At 70.8% G+C, this 25,681-nt stretch carries 14 protein-coding genes; 6 read left to right on the top strand and 8 right to left on the bottom strand.

The features are described from left to right. Positions 1-48: 48 nt before the first annotated feature. On the bottom strand, positions 49-1,842 hold the full coding sequence (locus tag QFW80_RS13170) for a GspE/PulE family protein (protein ID WP_280603061.1): 1,794 nt from the start codon (positions 1,840-1,842) through the stop codon (positions 49-51). Positions 1,843-1,952: 110 nt separating this feature from the next. On the opposite strand from QFW80_RS13170, the gene glyQ reads away from it, so the two are divergent. The 5 genes from glyQ (at position 1,953) to QFW80_RS13145 (ending at position 11,633) form a co-directional block, all read left to right on the top strand. Then, positions 1,953-2,870, top strand: coding sequence for a glycine--tRNA ligase subunit alpha (glyQ, locus tag QFW80_RS13165; protein ID WP_280602432.1), 918 nt, complete (start codon positions 1,953-1,955; stop codon positions 2,868-2,870). Further along, positions 2,867-3,514 (top strand): glutathione S-transferase family protein, encoded by a 648-nt coding sequence (locus QFW80_RS13160; RefSeq protein ID WP_280602431.1) that lies wholly within the window; start codon positions 2,867-2,869, stop codon positions 3,512-3,514. Before glyQ ends, QFW80_RS13160 begins: the two co-directional genes overlap by 4 nt. Continuing rightward, a complete protein-coding gene (gene glyS / locus QFW80_RS13155; RefSeq protein ID WP_280602430.1) occupies positions 3,511-5,649 on the top strand; it encodes a glycine--tRNA ligase subunit beta in 2,139 nt (712 codons plus the stop codon). Before QFW80_RS13160 ends, glyS begins: the two co-directional genes overlap by 4 nt. A gap of 268 nt (positions 5,650-5,917) precedes the next feature. Then, a complete protein-coding gene (locus QFW80_RS13150) occupies positions 5,918-7,702 on the top strand; it encodes an autotransporter assembly complex protein TamA (RefSeq protein WP_280602429.1) in 1,785 nt (594 codons plus the stop codon). 1 nt (position 7,703) lies between these two features. Further along, the gene (locus tag QFW80_RS13145) at positions 7,704-11,633 is read left to right on the top strand and encodes a translocation/assembly module TamB domain-containing protein (RefSeq protein ID WP_280602428.1); all 3,930 of its coding nucleotides are present in this window, start codon (positions 7,704-7,706) and stop codon (positions 11,631-11,633) included. 96 nt (positions 11,634-11,729) lie between these two features. Here QFW80_RS13145 and QFW80_RS13140 read toward each other — a convergent pair whose 3' ends face one another. Next, a complete protein-coding gene (locus tag QFW80_RS13140) occupies positions 11,730-12,299 on the bottom strand; it encodes a type 1 glutamine amidotransferase domain-containing protein (RefSeq protein ID WP_280602427.1) in 570 nt (189 codons plus the stop codon). A 159-nt stretch (positions 12,300-12,458) separates the two neighbouring features. Between QFW80_RS13140 and QFW80_RS13135 the strand changes: the two genes are divergently transcribed. Then, entirely contained in the window at positions 12,459-12,938 is a 480-nt protein-coding gene (locus QFW80_RS13135) for a hypothetical protein (RefSeq protein WP_280602426.1), read from the top strand. On the opposite strand, the gene QFW80_RS13130 is transcribed toward QFW80_RS13135, so the two are convergent. From QFW80_RS13130 to QFW80_RS13105, 6 genes are all read right to left on the bottom strand, one after another. Further along, a complete protein-coding gene (locus QFW80_RS13130) occupies positions 12,895-15,507 on the bottom strand; it encodes a TonB-dependent receptor plug domain-containing protein (protein ID WP_280602425.1) in 2,613 nt (870 codons plus the stop codon). The two genes, QFW80_RS13135 and QFW80_RS13130, sit on opposite strands and share 44 nt — an antisense overlap. A 204-nt stretch (positions 15,508-15,711) precedes the next feature. Further along, positions 15,712-16,818: a toxic anion resistance protein gene (locus QFW80_RS13125; protein ID WP_280602424.1), complete on the bottom strand. Its 1,107-nt coding sequence runs from the start codon at positions 16,816-16,818 to the stop codon at positions 15,712-15,714. A gap of 4 nt (positions 16,819-16,822) precedes the next feature. Next, a complete protein-coding gene (locus tag QFW80_RS13120; protein ID WP_280602423.1) occupies positions 16,823-17,533 on the bottom strand; it encodes a hypothetical protein in 711 nt (236 codons plus the stop codon). Between the two features lie 35 nt (positions 17,534-17,568). After that, positions 17,569-22,887: a DNA repair ATPase gene (locus tag QFW80_RS13115; protein WP_280602422.1), complete on the bottom strand. Its 5,319-nt coding sequence runs from the start codon at positions 22,885-22,887 to the stop codon at positions 17,569-17,571. Positions 22,888-23,023: 136 nt separating this feature from the next. Further along, positions 23,024-25,003: a hypothetical protein gene (locus QFW80_RS13110; protein ID WP_280602421.1), complete on the bottom strand. Its 1,980-nt coding sequence runs from the start codon at positions 25,001-25,003 to the stop codon at positions 23,024-23,026. A 38-nt stretch (positions 25,004-25,041) separates the two neighbouring features. Continuing rightward, entirely contained in the window at positions 25,042-25,656 is a 615-nt protein-coding gene (locus QFW80_RS13105) for a hypothetical protein (RefSeq protein WP_280602420.1), read from the bottom strand. Positions 25,657-25,681: the final 25 nt, after the last annotated feature.

Raw genomic sequence — 25,681 nt, 5'->3', positions numbered from 1 at the left:
CATGCGCGCCCTTGCGCTGCGGTCGCCACGCGAGCCCGCACGCGCCGGTCATTCGGTCGGCGGCAGCACCGTCAGCACTTCCTCCACCGTGGTCACGCCCTGGGCGACCTTCTCGGCGCCGGCCATGCGCAGGGTGCGCAGGCCTTCGCCGACCGCGGCGCGGGTGAAGGTGGCCAGTTCCATGTCCGGGCGGATCAGCGCGCGCAGCAGCGGGGTCACCGGCATCAGTTCGTAGATGCCCACGCGGCCGAGGTAGCCGGTATTGCGGCATTCCAGGCAGCCGACCGGTCCGTTGGCGGTGGTCGGCACCGGCGGTGCGTGCGGCCCGGGCAGCAGCGCGTGCCAGGCTTCGACGGTGAGCTTCTTCGGCGCCTTGCAGTGCGGGCACAGGGTGCGCACCAGGCGCTGGGCGAGGATGCCGTTGAGGGTGGAGGCGATCAGGTAGTGCGGCAGGCCGAGGTCGAGCAGGCGCGTGATCGCCGACGGCGCATCGTTGGTGTGCAGGGTCGAGAGCACCAGGTGGCCGGTGAGCGAGGCCTGCACCGCCATCTGCGCGGTGTCCAGGTCGCGGATCTCGCCGATCATGATGATGTCCGGGTCCTGGCGCAGCAGCGTGCGCACGCCCTGGGCGAAGGTCAGGTCGATCTGGTGGTGGACCTGCATCTGGTTGAGCTCGACCGCGATCATCTCGATCGGGTCCTCCACCGTGCACACGTTGACGTCGCTGGTGGCCAGGCGCTTGAGCGTCGAGTACAGCGTGGTGGTCTTGCCCGAACCGGTGGGGCCGGTGACCAGCACGATGCCGTGCGGACGGTTGGTGAGCTCGTGCCAGGTGTCGGCCTCGTCCGGGTCGAAGCCGAGCTGCTCGATCGACTTGAACGCGGTATCCGGGTCGAAGATGCGCATCACGCACTTCTCGCCGAACGCGGTGGGCATGGTCGACAGGCGCATCTCGACCTCGCGCCCGCCGGGTGAGCGGGTCTTGATGCGGCCGTCCTGCGGACGCCGGCGCTCGGCCAGGTCCATGCGCCCGAGCACCTTGATGCGCGAGACCACCGCGGTCATCACCGGCGGCGGCATCTCGAACACCTTGTGCAGCACGCCGTCGATGCGGAACCGCACCCGTCCCACGTCGCGCCGCGGCTCGAGGTGGATGTCGGAGGCGCGCTGCTCGTAGGCGTACTGAAGCAGCCAGTCGACGATGTTGACGATGTGGTGGTCGTCGGCGTTGACGTCGCCGGCGCGGCCGAGTTCGACCAGCTGCTCGAAGCTCGGCGCCTGCGAGGTCTTCTCGCCGCCGCCGTCGGCCTGGGCGCCCCGCACCGAGCGGGTGACGCCGAAGAACTCCATCGTGTAGCGGTGCAGGTCGAGCGGGTTGCTGACCACCAGCTCGATCTCGCGCCGCAGCAGGCGCTGGATGTCCGGCAGCCAGTCCAGCGCCATCGGCTCGCTGGTGGCGATGCGTGCGCGGTCGCCGCTGACCTCCACCGGCAGGATGCGGTGGCGGCGTGCGTACGCGTGCGAGACCAGCTCGGTGACCTCGGCGACCTTGATCTTCGTCGGATCGATGCGCAGGTACGCGCGGCCGCTGGCGCCGGCGAGCCATTCGGTGAGCGCTTCGAGCCCGAGCTCGCTGCCGGGACGCTGCGCCGAGGGCAGCTTGAGGTTGGCCAGCAGCACCAGCGGATGCACGGCATCCAGGCCGCGCACATGGCGGGCGCTGGCGCGCGCGTGTTCGGCGTCCTTCGGCGCGAGCAGGCCATCGGCCAGCAACGCCGCGATCACCGGCTCCAGCGCCAGCCTGCCCGGCGGCAGGCGCGCGGGGGTGGGCACGGAACGCATGGCGAGCGGGTCGTTCAAGGGCGGGCTCCGGTGCCGGCGCGGCCGGTCGCCGCGAGGTCCGCCGCTATACTAGCGCGCCCGCGAAAACCGCCGACTCCGACGCGCCGCCGATGACCGGACCCACGTTCCAGGAACTGATCACCCGCCTCAACAGCTACTGGGCGGCGCAGGGCTGTGTGCTGATCCAGCCGCTGGACCTGGAGGTCGGGGCCGGCACCTTCCATCCGGCGACCTTCCTGCGCGCGCTCGGCCCCGAGCCGTGGAACGCCGCGTACGTGCAGCCCAGCCGCCGCCCCACCGACGGCCGTTACGGCGAGAACCCCAACCGCCTGCAGCATTACTACCAATACCAGGTGGTGATGAAGCCGAACCCAGACAACATCGTCGAGCTGTACTTCGGTTCGCTGAAGGAACTGGGCATTGACCCGCAGCGCCACGACCTGCGCCTGGTCGAGGACAACTGGGAATCGCCCACGCTCGGCGCCTGGGGGCTGGGCTGGGAAGTCTGGCTCAATGGCATGGAGGTCACCCAGTTCACCTACTTCCAGCAAGCCGGCGGGCTGGAATGCCGCCCGGTGCTGGGCGAGATCACCTACGGCCTGGAGCGGCTGTGCATGTACCTGCAGGCCTGCGACAACGTCTACGACCTGGTCTGGACGCGCGGACCGCAGGGCGTGGTGACCTATGGCGACGTGTTCCTGCAGAACGAACGCGAGCAGAGCGCGTACAACTTCGAACATGCCAATGTCGATGTGCTCTTCAAGCGCTTCACCGAGTGCGAAGAGGAAGCCATGAAGCTGGTCGAAGCCGGCCTGCCGTTGCCGGCGTACGACCAGGTGTGCAAGGCCAGCCACAGCTTCAACCTGCTCGATGCGCGCCGCGCGATCTCGGTCACCGAGCGCCAGCGCTACATCCTGCGCGTGCGCAGGCTGGCCCAGGCGGTGGCGCAGGCCTACCACGCGCAGCGCGAGAAGCTCGGCTTCCCCGGCCTGAAGCAGGCATCGGCACCGTTGCAGGCCGCGTCGTGATCCTGATCGGCATGTACGACTCGTCGTACACGCGCCGGGTGGCGATCGCCATGGCGCTGTACGACCTCGCGTTCGAGCACCGCGCCTGGTCGGTCGGGCGCGACTTCGACCGCATCCGCGAATACAACCCGCTCGGCCGCGCGCCGACGCTGGTGCTCGACGACGGCGAGGTGCTGACCGAGTCTTCGATGATGCTCGACTACCTCGACGACACCGTCGGCCCCGACCGCGCGCTGATGCCCGCCACCGGCCGCGCACGGCGCGATGCGCAGCGCCTGGTCGCGCTGGCCACCGGCGCGATCGACAAGGCGATCCTGATCGCGCTCGAACGTGTCTTTCGTCCTGTCGAGCAGCACAGCCAGGCCTGGCTCACGCGCTGCCGGGTGCAGGTGGAGGGCGCGCTCGGCGAACTGGAGCAGGCCTGCGCCGCGCGCGGCGACGCGCCCTGGCTGGTCGGCGAGGCGATGACCCACGCCGACATCGCGGTGGCCTGCTACACCACCCATCTGCGCGAGGCGATCCCGCTCGACCTCGCGCCGTGGCCGGCGCTGCGCGCGCACGTGGACCGCTGCGAGGCGATGGACGTGTTCCGCAGCCACTACAGCCCGTTTTCCGCCCCGACCCCGCAGGCCGCCTCCGCATGAGCACCGTCCCGATGCCCCCGCTGCTGATCGAACTGGGCACCGAGGAGCTGCCGGTACAGGCGCTGCCGGGCCTGGCGCAGGCGCTGTTCGACGGCGTGCTGTCGGCGCTGGAGCGGCGCGGGATCGCGGTCGAGCGAGGCGACGCGACGCCGCTGTACACGCCGCGCCGGCTCGCGGTGCGGCTGCCGGGCGTGGCGGCCGAACAGCCGCAGCAGGCCTCGGAAACGTTCGGGCCGTACGTCAACATCGCGCTCGACGCCGATGGCCAGCCGACGAAGGCGCTGCAGGGCTTTGCCGCCAAGGCGGGCGTGGAGTGGACCGCGCTCGAGCGCGCCAGCGACGCCAAGGGCGAGCGCTTCGTGCACCGTTCGGTGCGCGCCGGCGCGAAGACCGCGGCCCTGCTGCCGGAGATCCTGCACGAGGCGATCGCGGCCATGCCGATCCCCCGGCCGATGCGCTGGGGCGACCACGACTACGCCTTCGCGCGTCCGGTGCAGTGGCTGGTGATGCTGCTGGGTGGCGACGTGGTCGACGGCACGGTGTTCGGGGTGCGCGCCGACCGCATGAGCCGCGGCCACCGCTTCCTGCACGACAAGCAGGTCTGGATCGCCACGCCCGACGATTACGTCGACGCGTTGCGCGGGGCGAAGGTGCTGGTGGATCCGGAGGAACGCCGCGCGCGCATCGTCGCGCAGGTGGAGGCGGCCGCCGGGGCGGCCGGCGGCACCGCGCGCATCGAGGACGACAACCTGCGCCAGGTGGTGTGCCTGGTGGAGTGGCCGAAAGCGGTGTCGTGCACGTTCGAGGACGAGTACCTGGCCGTGCCGCAGGAAGCGCTGGTGGCGACGATGGAGGCCAACCAGAAGTTCTTCCCGGTGCTCGACGGCGCGGGACGGCTGACCGCGCGCTTCATCGGCATCGCCAACGTCGAGCCGGCCGACGACAGCCTGATCCGCAGCGGCTACGAGCGCGTGATCCGCCCGCGCTTCGCCGACGCGCGCTTCTTCTTCGTCGAGGACATGAAGCAGGGCCTGGCGTCGATGAACGCCGGGCTCGCGAGCGTGACCTACCAGGCCAAGCTGGGCACGGTCGCCGACAAGGTCGCGCGCGTGGCCGCGCTGGCCGAGGCGATCGCGCCGCAGGTCGGCGTGGACGCGGCGCTGGCGAAGCGCGCCGCATCGCTGTCGAAGGCCGACCTGCAGTCGCGGCTGGTGAACGAGTTCCCGGAACTGCAGGGCATCGCCGGCCGCCACTACGCGATGCAGGACGCGGCGCTGTCGGACCTGACGCACGCCGACCGCGAGGCGGTGGCGAACGCGATCGACGAGGCCTGGCAGCCGCGCTTCGCCGCCGACGACATCGCGCTGTCCCCGCTGGGCAAGGTATTGGCGATCGCCGAGCGCTTGGACACGCTGGCCGGCGGCTTCGCCGCGGGCCTGAAGCCGACCGGCAACAAGGATCCGTTCGCGCTGCGGCGCAATGCGCTGGGACTGGCACGGACGGTGATCGAGAGTGGGCTGGATCTGGATATCCGGAAGCTGATCGACCAGGCAGTCACGCTGCTTCCGGATGGCGTCCAGCCACACGCCGATCGCAACACCGAAACGCTACGAACGGATCTGTACGAGTTTCTCGTGGACCGCTTGCGGAACTACTACGCGGACAAGGGTGCACCATCCCAACATCTGGATGCGGTTGCTTCCAAGCTGTCGTCTCATGCGGATGTGTCTCTCTACGACCTCGACCGCCGCATCGACGCCATCGGTACCTTCGCCAGCCTGCCCGAGGCCGACGCCCTGGCGGCGGCGAACAAGCGCATCCTGAACCTGCTGAAGAAGGCCGAGGGCGATCTTCCGGCGAGCGTCGATCCCACGCTGCTGCGCGAGCCCGCCGAACGCGCGCTGGCCGAAGCGGTGGAAGCGGTCTACGCCGAGACCGGCGCATCGCTCGCGCGCGGCGACTACGTCGACGTGCTCTCGCACCTGGCGCGGCTGCGACCGCAGGTGGACGCGTTCTTCGATGCGGTGATGGTCAACGTCGAGGACGACGCTCTGCGCCGCAACCGTCTCGCGCTGCTCAGGCGCCTCGCCGACCGGCTGGGCAGCGTGGCCGCGATCGAGCATCTGTCGGGCTGAGTCCGCCTCCGGAAGACACACAGCGGCACCCGACTCATCGCGCGCCGCGTCTCCTGCGGCACCCGCAGCGGGACGTCGCACCCGACCGGCCCCGCCGGGCGCGCGTCCGGCGATGCCCGGACGACGGTCGCCAGCGTCGCGGAGCCGCCTGGCGGACGCAAGGTGGACCGTATCCCTGTTCGATCGCGCCACGCGCGCGCCCCTGCGTCGCCTGCGCAGCGGTACATCCGTTAATCGCGTCTTGACCGGCCTCCGGTATCCTTCGTCGATGCGCCTCCCCCACCGCATCTCCCTCGCCGCGCTGTGCCTGTTCGCGGCCGGCGCGGTGCAGGCGGTCGAGGTCGGTCCCACCACCATCCTCGGCCTCGACGAGGAAATGACCGAGAACGTGCGCGTGTCGCTGTCGCTGGTGGACGCGGCCGGGCAGGACGTGAGCTGGCGCCGCATGGGCTACCTGGTGCGCGCGGCCGAGGACGAGGCACGCGAGGCGCTGGAACCGTTCGGCTTCTACTCGCCCGACATCGAGGTCGAGCGCACCCGCGACAACGGCAGCGTCTCGGTGACCGTCCGCGTGGACCCGGGCGAGCCGGTGCGGGTGCGCAACAGCGACATCGCGATCATCGGCGAGGGCGGCCAGGACCGCTACCTCGAGACCGACATCGACGCCTTCATCCCCTCGGCCGGCGCGATCTTCAACCACGCCGACTACGAGGCCAGCAAGATCCGCATCAGCCGCCGCCTGACCGAGCGCGGCTATTTCGACGCGGACTTCTCGTCGCGCCGGGTGGAGGTGACGCGCGCCGAGCAGGCCGTGGACATCGAGCTGGTCTGGACCAGCGGCGACCGCTACGACATGGGCCCCACCACGTTCGAGCAGGAGCGCAGGATCGTGCGCGACGACCTGCTGCACAACCTCGTCTACTGGGAGGAAGGCGAGTACTACCACCAGGGCCGCCTCGACCGCCTGCGCACCTCGCTCACGCGCCTGGACTACTTCGGCGACATCGAGATCACGCCCGAACCGGACAAGGCCATCGACAAGCGCGTACCGGTGACCGTGCGCCTCACGCCGGCCAAGCGCAGCATCTACACCGCGGGCCTGAGCTACGGCACCGACAGCGGCGCCGGCGTGCGGCTGGGCGTGGAGCGCCGCTACGTCAATCTGCGCGGCCACAAGGCGCTGGCGCAGCTGGACTACGCGCAGAAGCGCAAGACGTTGACGCTGCAGTACCGCATCCCCGCCTTCGCCTGGCGCGACGGCTGGTACACCATCAGCGCCCAGGCCTACGACGAGCAGACCGACTACATCGACACCCGCAGGATCGAACTCGTGGCCAGCCGCAGCGGCCAGTTCAACGACCACATCAACCTGGTGGCCTCGATCCACGCCCTGCGCGAGCGCTGGCTGTACCAGGTGGCCGACGACGGCGGGGGCGCGCTGGCCGAACCGGCCTACCGCTATGCCACGTTCACCTATCCCTCGGTCCGCGCCGAATACGTGAACGTCGACGACCGCATCTTCCCGCGCAGCGGCGTGGGCGGCTCGCTCACCCTGCGCAGCGGCGCCGAAGGCGTCGGCTCGGACGCCAACTTCGCCCAGCTGCACGCACGCGCCAGCACCTTCAAGGGCATCGGCGAGAACAGCCGGCTGATCATCCGCGGCGAGGCCGGCTACACCTGGACCGATTCGCTGGTGGACCTGCCGCCGAGCCTGCGCTTCTACGCCGGCGGCGACCGCAGCATCCGCGGCTACGAGTGGCGCGAGGTGGGCCCGCGCATCGAGACCGACGAGGGACGCTACGCGATCGGCGCGCGCAACGTGGTCACCGCCAGCGTCGAGTTCGAGCACTACTTCCTCGGCCCGTGGGGCGCGGCGGTGTTCGTCGACAGCGGCAGCGCCTTCGACGGCACCGCGCCCGACTGGCGCACCGGCGTGGGCATCGGTGCGCGCTGGCGCTCGCCGGTGGGCCCGGTGAAGATCGACATCGGTCGCGGGCTGGACCAGCCCGACTCCCCGTTCACGCTCGGCCTGAGCATCGGCGCGGAGTTCTGAGATGGCCTTCCGCCGCGCGCGCCTGCCCGCCGACCTGACGCCCGAGGAGCGCGAGCAGCGCATCGCCGAACTGCGCGAGCGTCGCCGGCGGCGCCTGCGCGTGCTGGCGATCCGCAGCGCGCTGGGCACCGCGGCGCTGGTGGTGGTGGCTGCGGCGACGCTGTACTGGCTGCTGGCGACCTTCGGCGGCCGCGACTTCCTGCTCGCGCGCATCGCCGGCGCGTTGCCGGAGGGCACCCGCCTCACCTGGGCGCGGGCGGAAGGGCCCGCCTCGGGCCCGCTGGTGCTGCACGACGTGCGCTACGTGCAGCGTTCCTGCCCCGATGTCGATGGCGAGCCGGTGGCCTACGGCGATTGCGAGACGCCGAGCGTGCTCACCTTCAGCGCGCGCCGGGTGATGATCGACCCCGAGATCACGCCGCTGGTCGGCCGCCGCCTGCGCCTGGACGCGATGGAGGTGGACGCCGCCACGCTCGACCTGCCGGCCAGCGCCGACGAGCCCTTCGAGATGCCGACCTGGCCCGAGGTGCTGCCGCAGATCAACCTGCCGCTGTCGCTCGAATCGGACACCATCCGCGTCGACGGCCTGCGCGTGACCCGCGCCGGTGCGCCGCTGATCGACATCGCGTCCATCCGCGGCGGCATCGACGCACGCCAGGGCGAACTTCGGCTGGCCGCGCTGGTGGTCGACAGTGATCGCGGCCGCTTCACCGCCGACGGCGTGTATGCGCCGGACGACCACTATCGCACCGACCTCACCGCCAGCGCCCTGCTGCCCGCGCCCTTCCCGCGCCCGCGGCCGCGCATCGGCGCGGTCGCGCGCGGCGATCTGGACGCGATGGACGTCGCCATCGTCGGCCACGTGCCCGATCCGCTGCGCGCGCATCTCACCCTGCGCGGCAAGCGCTGGACGCTGCGCGCGGAATCGGACGCGCTCGACCCCGGCCTGCTCGTGGGCAGCGGCGAGCCGGGCACGCCGATCGCGTTCTCGCTGGGCGCCGCCGGCACCGGCGGCGCGGCGGACCTGCAGGGCAGCTTCCGCCAGGGCACGCTGGAGGCGGTGCTGCAGCCCTCGAAGGTCAGGCTCGAGGACCAGGTGCTGTCGCTGCAGCCGCTGGTGGTGGACGTGTTCGACGGTCGCATCCGCGCCAGCGGACAGGGCGATTTCCGCGAGCCGCGCGACGCGCGCTTCCAGTTCGCGATCAATGCGCGCGGGCTGCGGTTCGGCGGCACCACGGAGATGGCCGATCCCGAGCCGGCCGATCCCGCGCCCACGATCGGCGTCGATGCCGACTTCGGCATCGCCGGCCGCAGCCGCGACTGGACCGCCACCGGCAAGGCGACGCTGGAACGCGACGCGCTGCAGGCGGCGGTCGACTTCACCGGCCGCGGCAACCTCGAACGCCTGCGACTGCAGACGCTGCGCGCGACCATGCCCTCGGGCACGCTCGACGCCACCGGCGAGGTCGCCTGGGCGCCGTCGCTGGGCTGGACCGTCGACGCGACCCTGGCCGGCTTCGACCCCGGCTACTTCGCTCCGGGCTGGGATGGCGCGGTGGATGGCGCGCTCGCCAGCACCGGCACCACGCGCGATGACGGCGGGCTCGAGATCACCGTCGACGCCGAGTCGCTGGGCGGCACGCTGCGGCGGCGGCGCCTCGGCGGCCAGGGCCGGCTCGCCATCCACGGCCCCGCCCCCGGCAGTCCCCGCACCGACTACGAGGGCGAGGTCGCGCTCAGCCTCGGCGACAGCCGGCTGGAGGCGGAGGGGTTCGTGCGCGAGACGCTCGAACTCGACGCCCGGTTCGCGCCGCTCGACCTCGCCGACCTGCTGCCCGATGCGGCCGGCGTGCTGCGCGGCACGCTGCAGGCGCGCGGCCCGCGCAACGCGCCGGACCTGGAGGCCGACCTCAGCGGCAGCGGCCTGCGCTGGGACGACTACGCTGCGCAGTCGCTTCGGGCTGAGGGGCGCATGCCCTGGTCGCGCGCGAACGGCAGCCTGGTGCTGGAGGGCAGCGGCGTGCAGGCGGGGCTGGCGCTGGACAGCGTGCGCATCGATGCACGCGGCGCGGTCGAGGACCTGCAGCTGCAGGCGCAGGCGCGCGCCGAGGCGCTCGGCGCGGTCTCGCTGGCCGGCACGGCGCAGCGGCGCGGGACGCGGTGGAGCGGCGCGCTGGGAGCGTTCGAACTGCAGCCCGTGCGCGGCGCGACCTGGCGCCTGCAGGCGCCGGCGCAGTACACGGTCGACGGCGCGGACTGGACGCTCGCGCGCAGCTGCTTCACCGCCTCCGACGGCGGTTCGCTGTGCGCCGACGCGCAGTGGCCGCGAACTGGATTGCGGATCGACGGCAGCGGCCTGCCGCTGGCGCTGGCCACGCCCTACCTGCCCGAGCGCGAGGGTGGCCGGCCGTGGGTACTGCGCGGCGAGATCGACCTCGACGGCTCCCTGCGCCCGGCCGGGCGTGCCTGGCAGGGCGCGCTGTCGGTGCGCTCGGCCGAAGGCGGGCTGCGCAACAGCGAGCGCGCGCGCAACGACCTGCTCGCCTACCGCGACCTGCGGCTGGACGCGGAATTCGATCCCGCCCGCATCGAGGCCACCCTGGCCACCGTGTTCAACGACGATGGCCAGGTGCGCGCGCGCATCGCCACCGGCTGGGACGCGACCTCGGCCTTGGACGGCGAGATCGTCGCCGATACGGACGAACTGACCTGGGTGGAACTGTTCTCGCCCGACATCGTCGAGCCCACCGGCCGGCTGAGCGTGAACATCGACCTCGGCGGCACCCGTGGCCAGCCGGCCCTGGGCGGCCAGGCCCGGTTGACGGAATTCAGTACCGAGGTGCCGTCGCTGGGCATCGTGCTCGAACAGGGCGACGTGAGCCTGGTGGCGCAGCCCGACGGCGCCGCGCGGATCGATGGTCGCGTGCGCTCGGGCGAGGGCGAACTCGGGATCGACGGCAGCCTGGACTGGCGCAATACCGGCGCGCCGCTGCTGCTGCGCGTGTCGGGGCGGAACGTGCTGCTCTCCGACACGCGCGACCTGCGGATCGTGGCCGATCCGGACATCGAGGTGCGCTACGCGGCGAGCCAGCCGCTGTCCGTCTCCGGGACGGTGACCGTGCCCAGCGCGATGCTCGACCTCGAACGCCTCGACCAGGGCGTCTCGGTCTCGCCGGACGTGGTGGTGCTCGACCCGGTCGATCCGGAAGCGAACGCCGCCTCCCCGCTGCTGCTGGACCTGACCCTGGCGATGGGCGAGGACGTGCGCCTGCGCGGCTTCGGCCTGGATGGGACGCTGGGCGGGCGCATGCGCGTACGCGCCCAGCCGGGACGCGAGATGACCGGCAGCGGCACGCTCGAGGTCGGTGGCCAGTACAGCGCCTACGGCCAGGAACTGCAGGTCACGCGCGGGCGGCTGACGTTCAACGGACCGATCTCCGATCCGCTGCTCGACATCCGCGCCGAGCGCGAGATCGAGGCCCAGGACATCACCGCCGGCATCAGCGTCACCGGCCGCGCCTCCGCGCCCGAGGCGCAGGTGTACACCGATCCGGCGACCGACGATTCGCAGGCGCTGTCCTACCTCGCGCTCGGCCGGCCGCTGTCGAACCTGTCGAGCGCGGAAGGGCGCCAGCTCGACGCCGCCTCTGCCGCGCTCACCGCAGGCGGCAGCATGCTGGCCGGCCAGCTCGGCGCACGCATCGGCCTGGACAACGCGGGCGTGTCGGAATCGCGCGCGCTCGGCGGCAGCGTGCTCGGTTTCGGCAAGCAGCTCTCGCCGCGGCTGTACGTGGGCTTCGGCGTGTCGCTGCTGGGCACCGGCCAGGTGCTGACGCTGAAGTACCTGCTGCGCAAGGGCTTCGACGTCGAGATCGAATCGAGCACGCTGGAAACCCGCGGCTCGATCAACTACCGCCACGAGCGCGACTGAGCCGCGCCATCGCGCCCACGGTCGCATGCGCGACGTCCGGACATGCGCGCGGCGCCGCCCCGGAAGGCGGCGCCGCGTGCGTCGTGACGCGATGGATCAGGCGACCGAGCGCTTCTGTCCGCCGTGCCTGCCTTCGTCGATCTCCTCGACCAGCTTGGCGCAGAACGCCGGCAGGTCGTCCGGTGTGCGGCTGGTGATCAGGCCCTGGTCGACCACCACTTCCTCGTCGACCCACTTCGCGCCCGCGTTCTCCAGGTCCTTGCGGATGTTGGGCACCGAGGTCACGGTGCGGCCCTTGAGTACCTCGGCGTTCGCCAGCACCCACGGGCCGTGGCAGATTGCGGCCACCGGCTTGCCGGCCTTGAAGAATTCGCGGGTGAACGCGAGCGCCTGATCGTCCACGCGCAGCGCGTCCGGGTTGAACAGGCCACCGGGGATCACCAGCGCGTCGTACTTGCCGGCGTCGGCCTCGGACAGCTTGATGTCGACCGCCACCTGCTCGCCCTTGTCGAAATGCTTGAAACCCTGGACCTGGCCGGTCTTGGGCGAGACCACGTCGACCTCGGCCTCGTGCTGCTTGAGCGCCTTCATCGGTTCCAGCAGTTCGGACTGCTCGAATCCGTCGGCGGCGAGGATGGCGACGCGCTTGCCTGCGAGCTGACTCATGTGCGTACTCCGTTGGGGGATGGAGCCCGACATGCTGGACCTCGGCCTGCCCACAGCGCGCGAAGGCGGCGTGCATGCGGAGTCAACAAGACCCGCAGACGCGGGCATTGCGGCCGCCCGCGGCGTTCATCATCCTGTCCGCATCGAGGAGCCCGCCGCATGCCTGCCCCGTCGCGCTGGACCATCCCCGCCCGCAGCCTCGCCGCCTTCGCGCTGGCGGTGGTTGCGATTCCAGCCGTGAGCCTGTCGGGCGCATGGCTGTCGGAGGCGGCCGGTCTGCCCCGTGCCGGCATGCTGCGGCTGGCGGTGGACCTGGGCTGGGTGGCCGTGGCCGGCAGCGTCGGCGCCTTTGCCGGGGTCCGGACCGCCGCCATCGCGAAGCGCGCGCACGTCTGTGCGATCTTCGCCCTCTACCTGTCCATCGCTGCGTACGCGGTGGCCACGATGGGGACCGACTTCCCCCGCTGGTTCACGGCCGGGCTGCTGGCCTCGCTGCCGCTGCAGGTCTTGCTGGGATGGTGGCTGGCCGCGGGACACGATCGCCGACAGGCGGCCCGCGCCGGGCGGGCCGCCTGGGCACGCGGACCAGCAGGCGTCAGAACCGCCAGCCCACGCGCGCGTAGTAGAACCCGCCGTTGAAGCCGTAGGGCGAGTGCACCGGATACGCCGCGCCCGCCACGCCGCCCCATGGATTGTCGTCGGGCGTCTCGTCGAACAGGTTCTGCGCGCCGACGTTCACGTACACGCCGTTGGCGAACTTCCAGCCGACCTCGGCATCGACGATCACCGCGCTGTCCTCGTCGATCGGAAGGCCACCGTCCTCCGCGCTGATCACGCCGCTGTCGAGGTGGTCCTCGAACCACGATCCGTAGTAGCTCACCCGCAGGTTGGCGTGGAACACCTGGCGCTGGTGGAGGATGCTGAAGTATCCCTTGGTGGTGGGCAGCGATTCCTCGATCTTGTACACGCGGGCCTCGTCGATGAAGTCCGCGTCGTAGCGGTCGACCTCGGTGCGGTTCCAGTTGGCGGCCAGCGAATACGTGGTCTCGGCGCCGAACAGCTCGCTGCGGTAGCTGGTGACGACATCCACGCCGGTGGTGGTGGTGTCGAACGCATTGCCGAAGTAGGTCACCTCGCTGAGCGACGCCGCTTCGGGCGCGCCCGATTCGACCAGCTGCTCGCGCTCCTCGTCGGTGAGGGCGAAATAGCGGCTCAGGGCGATGCGGTCTTCGGTGCGGATCCGGTAGGCGTCGGCGGTGAACAGCCACGGCCCGCTGTCGAAGACCATGCCCAGCGAGAGGTTGGTCGATTCCTCCGGCGTCAGCGGGCGCGCGCCCTTGAGCTCGGCGATGATGTTGGTCGGCGGCAGGGTGGCGACATCGCGCAGTTCGGTACCGACGAACGCGGTGGTGATCTGGCTCACGTTCGCCTGGCCCGGCGTCGGCGCGCGAAAGCCGGTGCTGGCGGCGGCGCGCAGGGCGAAGGCGTCGGTGACGTCGTAGCGCGCGGTGAGCTTGCCGTTGGTGGTGGTGCCGAAATCCTCGAAGTCCTCGTACCGCAGCGCGGCGGCGAGCAGGAAGCGCTCGGTGAACATCGCCTCGAGGTCGGCGTACGCGGCCCAGTTGCTCCGGCTCCAGGTACCGGCGGTGCGCGGGCTGAAGCCGTTGAAGCCGTTGGAGCCGATGGCGAAGCCCTGTTCGGTCAGCGGGCCGATGGCGGTGGATGGCCCATCGCCCGGGCGCGTCTCGAACTCCTCCTCGCGCCATTCCAGACCAGCCGCCAGGCGCATGGGTTCGCTGGTGAACCCGGTGGCGATGTCCTTGCCGATGTCGAAGTTGACCCCGGTTTCGGTCTGCACGTTGCCGCCCGGACGGAAGAAGTAGCCCGGTGGCTGGTCCGGACCGAGCGAAGCGTTGACCGTGTTGTACATGTAGAAGTCGATCTCGTTGCGGCCGTAGGTCGCGCTCGCGTCCCACGACCAGCCGTCGCCCCACATGCCGCGCAGGCCGCCGGTCACCGACATGTCCTCGAGCTCGCCGCCGAAACGTGGCGTGAACCCGCCGGGAAACATCGACAGGAACGAAAAGCAGTCGCCCGGCAGCGCCGCCACCGCACCGCTCACGGTCGCGTACGGCAGCAGGTCGCCGTCGGCGTCGCGCAGCGCGATCGTCGGGCAGGCCGCGCCACTGGGCGATCCGACCAGCAACGTCTGCCCGCCGTCGTTGGTGTAGACGCCGGTGCGGCCGGTCGGGCTGCGGTAATAGAAGCCGCCGTCGATCTCGCGCTGGGCGTAGTTCCCGAACAGGTAGGCCTCGACGCTCTCGCCGGTGATGCCGAGGTTGGCGACGAACTTGGCGTCTTCCTTCACTTCCGGCGAGCCCCACACCTGCGCCGGCACGGGCACGCCGGGATAGCCCGCGGCGATCGCCTCGGCGGCATCGTCGCGCTGCACGCTGCGCGAGGTCGGATCGGCCTGCCGCCATTCCGCGGTGAAGGTGGCGAAGCCGTTCGCCGTGAGCGGCATGCCGACCTGCGCGGTGTAGACCTGCGAGAACCCGTCGCCTTCGTAGTACTCGCCCGCGAAGGCCTCGACCGCGCCGCCGCTGTCGAGACGCTTGAGGCTGAAGTTGAGCACGCCGGCGATCGCGTCCGAGCCGTATTGCGCCGCGGCGCCGTCGCGCAGCACTTCCACCTGCTCCAGCGCCATCGAGGGGAAGACCGAGATGTCGGGCCCCTGCGAGCCGTCCGACAGGCCGTGCCCCAGGAAGGTGATCACCGCCGCGCGGTGGAAGCGCTTGCCGTTGACCAGTACCAGGGTGTTGTCGGGCGGCAGCCCGCGCAGGTTGGCGGGGCGCACCAGGCTGGCGGCATCGTCGATCGGGATGGTGCTGACGTTGAACGAGGGCACCACCACACGCAGCTGGTCGAGCGCATCGGTCGCCCCCTGGTTGCGGAATTCCTCGCCGCCGATGATGTCGATGGGGACCGCGGACGAAGACACCGTGCGCGGCTTGTTGCGCGAGCCCAGGACGGAGACGGTGTCCAGGGTGGTGGCCTCGCTGCCGGCGTCGTCATCCGGTGGCGGCGGCGTCTGCGCGTATGCGGCACCGCCCGCGGCCAGGACGGCGAACACCAGCGCCGAACGGACGGCGGTGGCGAGGACGGACTTCGGGTAACGCGACGGCGTGCACTCTCCTGCAGGCTTCATGGGCAGCATCCTTGAACGTGGGTGGCGCCCCGGCCCCCCCACGCCCGGGACGGGAGGCCACGACGGCCTCGGCCCAAGCATTAACGAGATTGCAACAATCCTGTGCGCCGCCGGTCACGCTTTCACCGGACGCCCGTACGCGATTCCGTCTGGTGCGACGCGGCGCCCGGGTGACCGCCTCCGTGGGGACGTCCGGGCGACGCGCTACGCGCCCGTCTGGGTCGGTGCCGCCAGGCGCTTCTGCACGTCCTCGCGCAGCTGCACCAGTTCGGCCTCGGCCTGGCGCCGCTGCTGCATGCCTTCCCGGTGGATCTCCCGCACTTCCTCGACCGTCTGGATCAACTGCTCGTGGACGTGGCGCAGCGTGGCGACGTCGATCACGGCGCGCTGGTTCGCCTTGGCGGTCTCGACCGAGGTCTGGCGCATGAGGTCGGCGTTGCGGCGCATGATCTCGTTGGTGGCGTCGTCGATCGCGTTCGACAGCTCGACCGCCTGCTTCTGCTCCTGCAGCGAGAGCTGGATCGCGAACTGGCGCTTCCACGACGGGATGGTGATGCTGCGCACCGCGTTGAACTTCTCGATCAGCTGGATCGCGTTGGCCTGGATGAGCCGGATCATCGGCAGCGACTGGTCGGCCGCGTGCTGCATCACGGTCAGGTCGCCCACGCGCTTGTCGAGCAGTCGGATGGCGTTCTCGATCTCCGAGCGGCGCGTGCGCGAACCGGGATCGTCCAGGCCCGCCAGCGCCTGCTGCTCTCCGGCCAGTTCCGCCAGCCGCACCTTCCCGGCCGCAACGTGCAGCGCCAGGGCGCGACGCTCCTCGAGCACGATCTCGTACATGCGATCGAACTCGCCCACGCGCTGTCCCTGCGTGCCCTGCTGCACGGCCACATCCTGCAGCAGCTGCTCGATCTGGCGATTGGTGTCGCTGAACTTCTGCACCAGTTCGCCTTTCGACGCCTTCAGGCGGTCGATCAGGCCGCCGATCACCGGCACCCGGGACCGCGCCGAGATCCCCTCCAGGTTGAGCGAACGCGCGATACGCACCACCTCGCCCAGCTTGTCGCCGGCGGCATCGAGGTCGCGGTTGCGCACCTGGTCGAGCAGCTGGCTGGAGAATGCGGCGGTCTTGCCCGCGGCCTCGCGGCCGAAGACGTGCAGGTTGCCGGGCGTGATGTCGCGCAGCGCGCGCCCGACCTCGGCGATGGCGCCGCGGTCGGCCTCGGCCAACCCGAGCGCCGTGAGCGTCGGCCCGTCGAGCACCGTCTGGGCGGGCACCAGTGGGCTGTCGTCGTGGTGGTCGTGACTCATGCGGCTACTCCGTTGCGTGCTGCGTGTCGGGGTCGAGTGTACCGGCCATCGCCGCCACTTCGGCTTCGATGTCGGCCTGGGCGCGCGCGGCGATCGCGGCCTGGCGGCTGCCGGCCGCTGCCGCCCCGCCCAGCGCGTCCTGGCGCCAGGTCGGAACCAGGACGTCGCGGATGCGCTGGTGCCGGGCCAGCAGCCCGAGCAGTTGCTCGCGCACCAGCGACGCCTGCGTGAGGCCGAGCGACCACGCCTGACGCACGGTCGCGAGCTGCGCGAGGCGCTGCTCCAGGCGTTCGCGGGGCGACACGACCGGGCCGCGGGCGAGGCCATCCTGCGGATTCGCATCGAGCCAGTCGCGGGCCTGGCCGATGCGCAGGTCGATACGTTCGATCGCGTGCCGCAGCGCGTCCGTCACCGCGTCGAGTTCGGCGGCGTCGCGCGCCAGCGATCCGGCGGCATCGCCCGCCCGCAGCAGCAGCACGCCCACCTGCTCGCGCAGCTGCGCGGCGTCGGCCTCGGCGCGCACGTCGCGCCCCCACAGCCGGCCCAGCAGGCCGGCGCCGCGCCGGGCGGCGCGGGCGCCGTCGCCCTGGATCGCCCTGCGCAGCTGGTCCAGCTGCGCGACCAGGGCGGCGGCCGCATCGGGATGCAGGGCCGCCAACAGCCGCGCGTCGAGCCCCTCGTCCAGCGCATCGGCGCCGTAGGCGACGATCGCCATCGCGTCGTCCAGGTCAACCGGCGGCCGCGCACCGGTCATGACTGCGACGGCTTGTCGTCCGCGCGGAAGCGCAGCTGGCGCAGCAGTTCCTCCAGCTCGATCTCCTGCGCGCTCTTGACGCGCGCGCGCTTGCCCGCCGCCGCGGCGGGCGCGGGCGCGGGCGCTTCCGCCAATCGCGCCTGCACCAGGCCGAGCACCTGCACCAGCGTGGCGTTCAGCTGCGCCTGACGCTCGTGTCCCTGTGCCAGCTGCGAGAACACCGGCTCGAATGCGCCACGCAGGGCGTCGGGCAGCGACTGCAGCCACGGCATGCCATTGCCTTGGTCGCGGTGCGTCGCCGCATTCTCCTGCAGCGAAGCGAGCAGGCGTTCCCATGGCACCTCCGGCGGGGCCTGCACGGGCGGCGCCGTGCGCAGCGATTCCAGCCCCCCGGCGATGTCGGCAAGTTGCGCGACCACGCGCGCGCCGGTGTCGGCATCCTCGCCGCCCATCGCCTTGTTGCGCAGGAAGTCGCGCTTGATCTGCGCCCAGCGGGTGGCCTGCGCCTCGTCCATGGTGCCGCGCAGCTCGGCCAGCTTGAGCAGGTTCTCTTCGGCGCCGGTGGTCAGCAGCTGCGCCTCGCCCAGGTAGTGGTCGTCGATCAGCTGCTGCAGCTCGGCGGCGTTCATCACCGGCGAGATCTTCTCGGCCAGCTTGTTCATGTTGCGATAGCTGCCCTGCAGCCGGAACGGCGGCTCGGTACGGTAGCGGTCGGCCTGCGCGGCGCTCGCGATGTACTGCTGGTTGACCCGGTACACCACGTCGCGCACCTGCGCCAGGCGCTGCAGCGTGGCCACGATCTCGTTGATCTCCGCGCCGCTGTAGGCATGGCTCAGCGCATTGGTGGACACGTCCTTTCCCGCCGCCTTGTCGACCAGCAGATACAGGTCGGCCAGGTCGCGCGTGGCCAGCGGCGCCAGCACAGGACTGGAAGTGAGGCTGTTCTCGATGTAGCTGAGCTTGAACGCCTCCTCCATGCCGCCCAGCACATCGCCGAGGTTGTAGATGTCGGCGCGGTTGGCGAGCATGTCCGGGATGCGGAACACCTCGCCCGATTCGGTGTACGGGTTGCCGGCCATGACCACGCAGAACTTCTTGCCACGCATGTCGTAGGTGCGGGTACGGCCCTTCCACACGCCCTCGATGCGGCGGGTGCCATCGCACAGCGAAATGAACTTCTGCAGGAACTCCGGATGCGTGTGCTGGATGTCGTCGACATACAGCATGGTGTTGTTGCCCATCTCCAGCGCGAGGTTGAGCTTCTCGAGTTCCTGTCGCGAGGTGGCGTCGGGCGCCTGCGCCGGATCCAGCGAGCGCACCTCGTGGCCCAGCGCCGGGCCGTTGATCTTCATGAAGACCAAGCCCAGGCGGCTGGCGACGTACTCCATCAGCGTCGTCTTGCCGTAGCCGGGCGGCGAAATCATCATCAGCAGGCCCATCAGGTCGCTGCGCTTGCCCTCGCCGGCAGTGCCCATCTGCTTGGCGAGGTTGTCGCCGATCACCGCCAGGTAGACCTCGTTGATCAGGCGGTTGCGCACGAACGAGCTCAGCGGCCGGGCGCGGAACTCGGACAGGCGCAGCGCGTCGCGCTCGCGCGCGGCGATGCGGTGGCGCAGCGTCTGGTAGCGCTCGAAGCCGGGAACGAACCCACTGCGATGCTCGCGGAAGCGGGCCAGGAAGTCGTCGATCGCCAGGGCCATCGCACCGCCATCGATCCGCGGATGCTCGCCAAGCAGTCCCTCGACGCGCGCGACCAGGGTCGCCTCGACGATACGGTGCCGCAGTCCGCGCGCGGCCAGCCGCAGCGCGATCGCCTCGGGCACGTAGCCGGCCAGTGCCGCGTGCCGCGGATCGCGCACCATCGCGTTCAGCCAATGCGCCAGCAGCGACCACTGCGCGGCCGGCGACGGCGCCTGCTGCAGCGAGCGCTCGAGCCCGTCGGCCATGCCGGCCGCCTGCAGCTGCGCGTCGAGCGCGGCCAGCAGGTCGCGCGCGTAGTGGCTGAAGCCGAAGGTCGGATCGCCTCCGCGCAGTTCGTCGTACAGATAGTCCGCGGCGACGGGCGCGAGGCCGGCGTCGAACGGCCGTCCGTCCTCGGCCGCGAAGTCGGACAGGGCCGACGACATGTCGGCGCGCAGCGCGTCGATGCCCTCCGCGGTGCCGAACAGCGTCTGCACCGCGGCGGCGCCCACGGCGCGGCCGGGCCAGGCCTGCGCGTCCGCGCGTTGCTGGTGCCGGGCCCAGAACATCAGCGCGAGCGCGCGCGCGCGCGGCGCATGCACGAGCGGTCCGGCGCCCCGGTACAGTGGCGCCAGCGCCTGCAGCAGCCGGGCGGCGTCGTGGTCGTGGATGCCCTTCTCGTAGCCTTCGCGGTAGCGCGGCGAGGCGAAGGCGCGCACCAGTCGCTCGAGTTCGACGGGATCGGCCAGCGCGTGTTCGAGCGCGGCCATGTCGAGTCCGTCGCGGCCGTGCACCGCCGCGTCCAGGATCAGGCCGGCCAGGTACTCGCCGCGATACAGCGCGGGCGACTCGGAATCCAGCGACACCTGCCACCAGTCGCGCAGCGCATCGAGTTCCGGGTCGTGGATGGCCTCGAAATAGTCGGTGCCGGTCAGGTGCACCGCCAGGCCCTCTCCGCGCGGCAGGATGGTCAGGTCCAGCGGCTGGGCGTTGACGCTGAAGCGGTGACGCGGGCCCAGGCGGATGATGTGGCCGCCCTCCTCGAACAGGTCGCTGCGGTCGCGCAGGCTGCGCACGGCCTGGTCGCGCACGCCCTTCAGCCGCGCCTCGATTTCGTCGGCCTTGACGCTGTCGCGGTACTCGCGCAGGCGCCCGGCCAGTTCGCGCAGCTTGAGGATCAGCGGGTCGCCGGCGAAGAAGGCGTTGAGCTCGTCCAGCGTGGTGAAGCGCTCGGTGCGCCGGGCCAGGCCGTCCAGAATGCGCGCGGCGGCGTCGAACACCGACTGCGCCTTGCGCTGGCGCTCGTCGAGCAGCGCCTGGCGATGGGCTTCGAAGGTGTCGAGCAGTTCCTCGCGCTTGGCCAGGATGTCGGACAGGAACTGTTCGTGTTCGCCGAACTGGCTCTCGAGTTCCTCGAGCTGCACCATCAGCCGAGACAGCTGCTCGTCGGCGCGCTCGGGATCGGTGGCCAGGCCCAGGGCGCTGGCGACCGACTGCCCGAACAGCGCGAACTGGGCGCCGAACTGGGCCACGGCCTCGGCCGAGCCCAGGCTGCGCCGCTTCTGCTCGGCGCGGGCGCGGGCCTGGTTGAGGCGCGCGTACAGCGTGGAGATCGCCTCGACCACGCGCGTGCGCTGCGCGGCATCGTCGACCCTGAGGCTGGCCATCAGCTCGGAGAGCATGTCCAGTTCGGCCGACATCGCCTGCATCCCGGCCAGCTGCTCGGCCAGCGCACGCGCGGTGTCGGCCTGCTGCGCGGCGGCGTCGAGCTGCTGCAGGCGCGCATGCAGCGGCGCCAGCGCCTTGTCGCCGCCCAGGAACGCGCCGGTCGCCACGCCGACGCGCTCGTGGGCCTCCTGCAGGGCCTGGCCCATCGCGTCGATCGCGGCGGTGTCGATGTAACGGTAGTCGCGGATGGTGAGCAGGTGGCCGCGCTGGCGGGAGATCTCGCCCAGCGCTTCGACGAACTCGCCGATATCGGTCCAGTTCTCCGGCTGCAGCCGGCCGAGCAGCGTGCGATGGGCCGCCGTGGCGTCGCGGATCGCCGTGTCGGACTGGCGGCGGATGTCCTCGACCTTCTCGTACTCGTCCAGCACCGACTCGCCAGTGGCGCTGATCTCGTGCAGAAGCGCCGCCACGCCCTCGCAGTTCGCGTCGTCGATCCAGTGGTGCGCGTCGAACATGCGGCGGGTGGCGTGCACCAGCATCTGGTAGCGCTGCGCCGAGACCTGCGGCTCTTCGATGCCGCGGCCGAGCGCATACAGCTCGGAGATGCCACGGACCAGGGCGGCGTTGCCGATCCGACCCATGAAGCCCTGCCCCGCCGGCGCGCGCGCGGCGAACTCGTCGCTGGCGAACGGCGTCTGCCAGACCTGCATCGGATGGATGCGGGTGGCGCCGTCGCCCTCGGCATGGAACAGCACCATGCGCCCGTCCTGGAGGAAGGCGTAACCGTGGCCGAACAGCGGGTTCTGCAGTTCGCGGCGGATGGTGTTGTAGACGAACAGCGCGGACCGGCCGGCTTCGCGTTCGTAGAACACGTACAGCACGTCCTCGCCGTTGGGCGAGCGCAGGCTGCGCTTGTACTGCATGCCCTGCATGGCCGCGTCGAAGGCCTTGTGCTCGCCGCTCTGCAGGTAGTAGCCGCCGGGGAAGATGATGCCGTGGTCCTCGGGCAGCTGCACGCAGGCCTGGACGATGGCGTCGTTGCGCACCACCGTGCCGGTGATGGTGTTGTAGATCAGCCCGCGCCACTGCTGCTCGCGGTACGGGAGCACCTTGAGCAGCACCAGCGAGCCGACGCGGGCGTAGTCGATGGCGGCATCGTCCAGCGACTGGGTGCTGTCCTCCACCGGCTCGTTGTACACGCCCTGGCCGGTGCCGGTGTTGTTCTCCACCTTGATCGTCAGGTCGCCGCCGGTGGTCTCGACGAACAGGGTGTCGAGGATGTTCAGGTGCGGGTGGCGGCCGGCGACCATCAGGTCGCGGGTCGCGCGCGTCCATTCGAAATCGAACGGCGGCGGCAACGCGATGTCCCGCTCGCCACGCGAGTCGATCCACTCCAGTGCGCCGTCGTTGCCGATCGCCCAGCGGAACACGCGTACGTCGCTGCTGCGCTCGCCGATCTGGAACGCGGCCAGCAGCTTGCCGTCGCGCTTGATGAGCTGCAGCAGCCGGGCGTGGCGGTAGTAGGCGTAGAGTTCGGTGAAATCGTGGACGAAACCCGGTTGGGAGAGGAACGTCCCCTCGGGATCGACGGGTGCGACGTCGTAGCCGTCCGGGCCCTCGCTCAGCCGGTACAGGCCGAATACGTCCTCGACCCGGGTCGTGGTCTTCAGGCCGAGGAAGACGTTGTAGCCGAACAGCAGGAGGTCGTCGCCGACCTGGACCACGTCGCGACCGATGCAGTTGTGCTCGGTGCGCACGCGGAACCGGCCCGCGACCTCGAGCCGGCTGTCGCCGAACTCCTGCAAGCGGCGCGCGTTGAGTGCGTCGGCCGCCGCGCGCAGCCGCGCGCCCTGGTCGACCAGCCGGCGCCGCAGAACCTCGTAGGCCCCGCCCTGGGCGACGGCCTGGTCGACGGTGGCGCTGCCGTCGTCGTCGGGGGCCATGTTGTCCTGCTTGGGCTCGGTCATCGCCGCTCGTCATCCTGGGTGGCGTTCCGCCCTTCGCCCGTTGGCGGGGGGGGCCGGGGTGCGAGGCGCGCCCGAAGGGCGTCGCCCGCGCTCGCCCCATCCCTTCCCGCGGGCGGTGAGGAACGGGGCGTAGGCTTCAGTTCGCGCCGGCGTTCTCGGCCGGCTTCGGCAGGCCGCGGTCGAGGCCGACGCCCAGGTACTTCTGCATCAGTTCCTGCACCACCGGACTCTTGTCGGCCAGGCCCTCGATCGACTTGCCCAGCGAGATCGCGCGCACCAGGCTGTCGAACATCCCGCCGTCGCCGCCGACCATGTCGATGTCGGCGTTGCGCAGCGCGGTGGCGATGACTTCGGCGTTTTCCTTCGAGATCTCCTTGCCCGCCTCGATCGAGGCCAGCGCCTGCTTGAGGCTCGTGTCCAGCGCCATCCGGTACTCCTCGTGGCTGCGGGCGCCCTCACTGAGTGCATCCAGGGCCTGGAACTTGAGGGTGAGGCCCTCGGCCTCCGCCGACAGCTTCCTGCCGACCACGGTCGCCTCCGCCAGGCCGATGGACTCGACCGCGGTGGCGCGTGCACGACCCATCTGTTCCTCGCCCTGCGCCTTGGCGGCCAGCTGCTCGGCCAGCACCTTGGCTTCGGCGGCACCCTGCTTGAGGTTGGCGTCGGCCATCACGTCGACCACCCGCGCTTCGGCCATGCCCACCTTCTCGATCGCCACCGCGCCGGCCTCCCTGACCTGTGCATCCGCCAGGCCGGGGGCGGCGCGCTCGGCGCGGACGCCCTCTGCCAGCGCCTTCTTGGCTTCGGCCTGGCGGCTGGCCGCTTCGAGCTCCGCCTGCGCCAGGGTGGTGATCTCGACCGCCCGGTGCCGGGCCGCGGTCTCGTCCGCCTCGGCCTTCTTGACCGCCTCCAGCAGCGCCTGCTGCGCCTTCGCCTCGGCATCGAGGATGGCGATCTGTTTCAGCCGCTCGGCCTCGGATACCTCGCGCACTTCCTTGATGCGCTCCTCTTCCTGGGCCACGGTCTTGTCGATCGCGATGCGTTCGCGGGTGATGTTGGCGACGTCCATCTTGCCCTGCTCGACCACCTTGTCGCGCTCCACGCCCTGCAGCTGCACCTCGCGGTCGGTCGTGACCTGTTCCAGCTGGCGGGCGCGGGCCACGCGCTCGGCCTCGATCGCCACCGCGCGCTGGCGATTCTGCTCGGCCACTTCCACCTCGCGCATCCGGTTCTGGTCGCGGATGTCGATCAGCTGCTGGGCTTCGATGCGCGCGGCCTCGGCCAGCTGCCGCTGCTCTTCCTGCACGCGCAGGGTCTCGGCGGTCTCGCGCGCCTGGATGGTCTCGATCTCGCGCTTCTGGCGCGCCTCGGCCTCCGCCTGCTGGCGCTCGAGCGACAGCGTGGCCTCGCGCGTCTCGACATTCTTCTTGGTGATCGCCAGGCGCTCGTTCTGCTCGAGCTCGTTGGTCACCACGTTCTGCGACGCGGTGAGCTCGGTGATCTTGCGGATGCCCTCGGCATCGAGGATGTTGTGCGGGTCGAGCACGTGCTTGGGCGTCTGCTCGAGGTAGTCGATCGCGACGTCCTCGAGCACGTAGCCGTTGAGGTCGTTGCCGATGACCTTGATGATCTCGTCGCGGAACTCCTGCCGCTTCTCGAACAGCTCGGTGAACTCGAACTTCTTGCCCACCGTCTTCAGCGCCTCGGAGAACTTGGCGTTGAACAGTTCGTCCACGGCATGCTTGTCCGACGCGCGGTCGGCGCCCAGCGCCTTGGCCACGCGCAGCACGTCGGCCTGGGTCTCGTTGACGCGCAGGTAGAAGGCCACGGCGATGTCGGCGCGCATGTTGTCGCGACAGATCAATCCTTCCTTGCCGCGGCGGTCGATCTGCAGCGTGATCAGGCTGATCTTCATCAGCTCGGCGCGATACAGCACCGGAATGATCAACGCACCGGTGAAATGCACCTTGGGCTGGGAACTCATGTCGTTCACGATCAGCGCGGTGCCCTGGTCCACCTTCTTGTAGAAGGACTTGAACACGATCACCAGCACGATCAACGCGACGGCGAGGCCGATCGCGCCGATCAGGAAGGGTCCCAGCAGTGCGAGTTCCATCGGGTCAGCTCCTGTCGAAAATGCGTGTGGGGTTGCGGTCAGGGAAGGGGGAGGTCGCGCTCGGGCATCACGCGCCAGGTGTTCGCTTGCGCGTCGTGCTCGACCAGCACCACGCGGTCGCCGCGTCCGATCGGATGCGGGCCCGCGCTTCGCACCTGAAGCACCAGGCCCGCGCCGCCGTCGTCGAGATCGGCCATGCCCTGGTGCGCATCCACGGTCGGCGTCCGGACGACCGCGACCCGGCCGGCGATCGATGCCTGCGGCCTGGGCTGCATCCGCAGCACGAAACGCCGCAGCGGGCGCAGCACCATTGCGGTGAGCAGGATCGCCGGAACCGGAGAGAACAGGAGCACCAGCGTGCCGATGCCGTAGCGCAGCAGGTCGGGCAGTGCCGACAGCGCGAACAGGTGGGTGAAGTAGGTCAGCGCCCAGGCGAAGAACGCCAGCACGCCCAGGACCATCAGCGTGGGCAGGCCATCGAGGCCGAGCCGCGACAGCATGCCGCCCGCGTCCCCGTCGCCGAGGTCGATGTCGAGTGCGTCCAGCCCCACCATGCCGATCGCCGCCACCAGCCAGAACAGCGCGAGCCCGCCGAGCACGATGCTCCAGGCAAGCGTGGGATAGCCCAGGCTGGTGGTCAGAAATAGCGTCACGTCCCCGATCCCTCTCGTGCCGATG

Source organism: Luteimonas rhizosphaericola, assembly GCF_029888045.1.
GTDB classification, from domain to species: Bacteria; Pseudomonadota; Gammaproteobacteria; order Xanthomonadales; family Xanthomonadaceae; genus Luteimonas; species Luteimonas rhizosphaericola.
This window is presented reverse-complemented; position numbering and strand designations above follow the sequence as displayed.

What these genes read in the sequence shown, in the direction of transcription:
- QFW80_RS13170 (WP_280603061.1), bottom strand. Translation starts at nt 1,842, where the DNA reads ATGCGTTCCGTGCCCACCCCCGCGCGCCTGCCGCCGGGCAGGCTGGCG.
- glyQ (WP_280602432.1), top strand. Translation starts at nt 1,953, where the DNA reads ATGACCGGACCCACGTTCCAGGAACTGATCACCCGCCTCAACAGCTAC.
- glyS (WP_280602430.1), top strand. Translation starts at nt 3,511, where the DNA reads ATGAGCACCGTCCCGATGCCCCCGCTGCTGATCGAACTGGGCACCGAG.
- QFW80_RS13150 (WP_280602429.1), top strand. Translation starts at nt 5,918, where the DNA reads ATGCGCCTCCCCCACCGCATCTCCCTCGCCGCGCTGTGCCTGTTCGCG.
- QFW80_RS13145 (WP_280602428.1), top strand. Translation starts at nt 7,704, where the DNA reads ATGGCCTTCCGCCGCGCGCGCCTGCCCGCCGACCTGACGCCCGAGGAG.
- QFW80_RS13140 (WP_280602427.1), bottom strand. Translation starts at nt 12,299, where the DNA reads ATGAGTCAGCTCGCAGGCAAGCGCGTCGCCATCCTCGCCGCCGACGGA.
- QFW80_RS13135 (WP_280602426.1), top strand. Translation starts at nt 12,459, where the DNA reads ATGCCTGCCCCGTCGCGCTGGACCATCCCCGCCCGCAGCCTCGCCGCC.
- QFW80_RS13130 (WP_280602425.1), bottom strand. Translation starts at nt 15,507, where the DNA reads ATGAAGCCTGCAGGAGAGTGCACGCCGTCGCGTTACCCGAAGTCCGTC.
- QFW80_RS13125 (WP_280602424.1), bottom strand. Translation starts at nt 16,818, where the DNA reads ATGAGTCACGACCACCACGACGACAGCCCACTGGTGCCCGCCCAGACG.
- QFW80_RS13120 (WP_280602423.1), bottom strand. Translation starts at nt 17,533, where the DNA reads ATGGCGATCGTCGCCTACGGCGCCGATGCGCTGGACGAGGGGCTCGAC.
- QFW80_RS13115 (WP_280602422.1), bottom strand. Translation starts at nt 22,887, where the DNA reads ATGACCGAGCCCAAGCAGGACAACATGGCCCCCGACGACGACGGCAGC.
- QFW80_RS13110 (WP_280602421.1), bottom strand. Translation starts at nt 25,003, where the DNA reads ATGGAACTCGCACTGCTGGGACCCTTCCTGATCGGCGCGATCGGCCTC.